General features: G+C 70.6%; 3 protein-coding genes. All 3 read right to left on the bottom strand.

Annotation, left to right across the window (positions count from 1 at the left end; translation table 11 throughout):
* Positions 1–52: 52 nt before the first annotated feature.
* From ACFVHV_RS43530 to ACFVHV_RS43520, 3 genes are read right to left on the bottom strand one after another with little or no spacing between them, the layout of a single operon-like run.
* Positions 53–1,117: an ABC transporter ATP-binding protein gene (locus ACFVHV_RS43530; RefSeq protein ID WP_380359384.1), complete on the bottom strand. Its 1,065-nt coding sequence runs from the start codon at positions 1,115–1,117 to the stop codon at positions 53–55.
* 34 nt (positions 1,118–1,151) lie between these two features.
* Entirely contained in the window at positions 1,152–2,222 is a 1,071-nt protein-coding gene (locus tag ACFVHV_RS43525; RefSeq protein WP_359901503.1) for an ABC transporter ATP-binding protein, read from the bottom strand.
* The gene (locus tag ACFVHV_RS43520; RefSeq protein WP_380359380.1) at positions 2,219–3,229 is read right to left on the bottom strand and encodes an ABC transporter permease; all 1,011 of its coding nucleotides are present in this window, start codon (positions 3,227–3,229) and stop codon (positions 2,219–2,221) included. The genes ACFVHV_RS43525 and ACFVHV_RS43520 overlap by 4 nt, the downstream gene beginning before the upstream one ends.
* Positions 3,230–3,275 lie beyond the last annotated feature (46 nt).

Below are 3,275 nucleotides of genomic sequence, written 5' to 3'. Positions count from 1 at the left end.
CCCGTCCCCGGAAGTCCGGGGGCGGGCGGCCTCCTGCGTACGTGCGAGGGCCTCAGGCCGTGGCGTCGGCCGACGCCTTCTCCGGAGCGTTCTCCGGGAAGTGGCAGGCCACCTGGTGCCCGGTCGCCAGCACCGTCAGCGGCGGCTCCTGGCTCGCGCACACGTCCTGCGCCTTCCAGCACCGGGTGCGGAAGCGGCAGCCGCTGGGCGGGTTGATCGGCGAGGGGACGTCGCCCTTGAGCAGGATGCGCTCGCGGCCCGCGCGCTGGCGGCGGCGCGGGTCGGGGACGGGCACGGCGGACATCAGCGCGTTGGTGTACGGGTGCATCGGGCTGCGGTAGAGCGAGTCCCGGTCGGCGATCTCCACGATCTTGCCGAGGTACATCACCGCGACCCGGTCCGAGACGTGCCGGACCACCGAGAGGTCGTGCGCGATGATCAGGTAGGTCAGCCCGAGTTCCTGCTGGAGGTCGTCCAGCAGGTTGACCACCTGCGCCTGGATCGAGACGTCCAGCGCGGAGACCGGCTCGTCCGCGACGATCATCTTCGGCTTCAGCGCGAGCGCCCGGGCGATGCCGATGCGCTGGCGCTGGCCGCCGGAGAACTCGTGCGGGTAGCGGTTGTAGTGCTCGGGGCTGAGCCCGCACAGTTCCAGCAGTTCCTGGACGGCCTTCTTGAGCCCGCCCTCCGGCACCGCGTTCTGGAGCCTGAAGGGCGCGCCGACGATGGTGCCGACGGTGTGCCGGGGGTTCAGCGAGGAGTACGGGTCCTGGAAGATCATCTGGATGTCGCGGCGCAGCGGCCGCATCGCACCGACGCCCAGGTGGGTGATGTCGGTGCCCTCGAACTCGATGGTCCCGCCGGTCGGTTCGTCGAGCCGGGTGACCAGTCGGCCCATGGTCGACTTGCCGCAGCCGGACTCGCCCACGACGCCCAGGGTCTCGCCGGCGTTGACCGTGAAGTCGATGCCGTCGACGGCCCGCACCGCGCCGGTCTGGCGCCGCAGCAGCCCGCCGCGGATCGGGAAGTGCCGGGTCAGGCCGGCCACCTTCAGCAGCGGCTCGCGGCCGGGGGCGGGTGCCGGCGACGGGATCGTGGCCGCCTGAGTGTCCGTCATCGGTTCTCTCCAGAAAGGTGGTACGAGGCCGGGCTCACAGCCGGGGCGCGATCTCTTCGGCGAAGATGCGGTGCCGCTCGTCGGCCGCCAGGTGGCAGGCCGCGAAGTGCCCGGGCGCGGCCTCGGCCAGCACCGGAAGCTCGCCGGTGGAGCGCCCGCCGGTCAGGTCGGCGTACGGGCAGCGCGGGTGGAAGGCGCAGCCGGACGGCACGTTGATCAGGCTGGGCGGGGTGCCCTTGACCGGCACCAGCCGGTCCTGGAGTTCCCGGTCCAGCCGCGGCATCGACCCCAGCAGGCCCCAGGTGTAGGGGTGTTCGGGCGCGTCGAAGAGGGTCTCGGCCGGGCCGCGCTCGACGCACTTGCCGCCGTACATGACCAGGATGTCGTCGGCCAGCTCGGCGACCACCCCGAGGTCGTGGGTGATGATGATGACGGCGGAGCCGAACTCCTCCTGGAGGTCGCGGATGAGGTCCAGGATCTGCGCCTGGACGGTGACGTCCAGGGCGGTGGTGGGCTCGTCGGCGATCAGCAGCGAGGGGTCGTTGACCAGCGCCATGGCGATCATGGCGCGCTGGCGCATGCCGCCGGAGAACTGGTGCGGGTAGTCGTCCACCCGGCGGTCGGGCTGCGGGATGCCGACCCGGTCGAGCATCTCGATCGCCCGGGCCCTGGCCTGCTTCTTGGAGGCCTGGGGGTGGTGCACCCGGTACGCCTCGACGATCTGCTGCCCCACCGTGTAGTAGGGGTGCATCGCGGTCAGCGGGTCCTGGAAGATCATCGCCATGTCGCGGCCGCGCAGTTGGCGCACCCGGTCCGGGCCGGCCGCGATCAGGTCCTCGCCGTTCAGCCGGATCTCGCCGCTGATCCGGGCCCGCTTGGAGCGGTGCAGGCCCATGATGCCCAGCGAGGTGACGGACTTGCCGGAGCCGGACTCGCCGACGATGCCGAGGGTGCGCCCCTTGTGGAGGTCGAAGCTGACCCCGTCCACCGAGCGGACCAGGCCGTCGTCGGTGTCGAAGTGGATCCGCAGGTCGCGGACCGAGAGGAAGGGGTCGCCCGACGGGGTCTGCGCGGCGTCCGCCGGGGACTTCTGGAGGTCGGTCACGAGAGCCTCACCCGGGGGTCGACGAGGGCGTACAGGAGGTCGACCACGAGGTTGCAGGCGACGATGAAGAAGGCGGCGAGCAGGGTGACGCCGAGGATCTTGGGCAGGTCGTTGTCGGAGATCGCCTGGACGGCGAACTGGCCGACGCCCTGGAGCGAGAAGACCTGCTCGGTGATCAGCGCGCCGCCGAGCAGCAGCCCGAGGTCCATGCCGAAGATCGTGACGATCGGGGTGAGCGCGGCGCGCAGCCCGTGCCGGGTGACGACCTTGCGCTCGACCAGGCCCTTGGCCCGGGCGGTGCGGATGTAGTCCTCGCTCATGGTCTCCAGCATTCCGGCGCGGGTGAGCCGGGCGTAGAGCGCGGAGTAGAGGAAGGCCAGCGAGATCCAGGGCAGGATCAGGTTGCGGGCCCACATCAGCGGGTTGTCGGTGAGGTTCACGTACTGCAGGTTGTCCAGGATCGGCCACTCGTAGCTGAACAGCGTGAGCAGCAGCGCGCCGGTGAAGAAGACCGGCAGCGAGACGCCGGCGAGCGCGACGCCCATGGAGAGCCGGTCGAAGATCGAGCGCGGCTTGAGCGCGGAGACGACGCCGGTGGCGACGCCGGAGACCAGCCAGAGCACCGCCGCACCGGCGGCGAGCGACATGGTGACCGGGATCCGCTTGGTCAGCTCGGGCCAGACCTCCAGGTGGTTCTTGAAGGAGTAGCCGAAGCAGGGCACGTGACAGGTGGCCGGTTCCGGGCCGAACGTGTACTCGGCGCCGCTGACCAGCCCCTTGAGGAAGTGCCAGTACTGGGTGTACAGCGGCTGGTCGAAGCCGAGGTTCTGCTTGACCGCGGCGATCGCCTCGGGCGACGGGTTCTTCCCGATGTACTGGGCGGCCAGTTGGTCGGCCGTCTCTCCGGCGAGTCGCGGGAGCAGGAAGAAGATCGCGAAGGTGACCACGCTGACGACCAGCAGCAAAATCGCCGCCGCGATGATCCTGCGGATGATGTAGGCAAACACAGTTGGGCGGCTCCGGCGGCCCGCCGCCGTCCGGGATCTTCCGGAC

Origin of the sequence: Kitasatospora sp. NPDC127116, assembly GCF_042677365.1 — a bacterium.
GTDB lineage: Bacteria > Actinomycetota > Actinomycetes > Streptomycetales > Streptomycetaceae > Kitasatospora > Kitasatospora lactacystinica.
This window is presented reverse-complemented; position numbering and strand designations above follow the sequence as displayed.

Coding starts and splice junctions, on each gene's coding strand:
- ACFVHV_RS43530 (WP_380359384.1), bottom strand. CDS start 1,117: ATGACGGACACTCAGGCGGCCACGATCCCGTCGCCGGCACCCGCCCCC.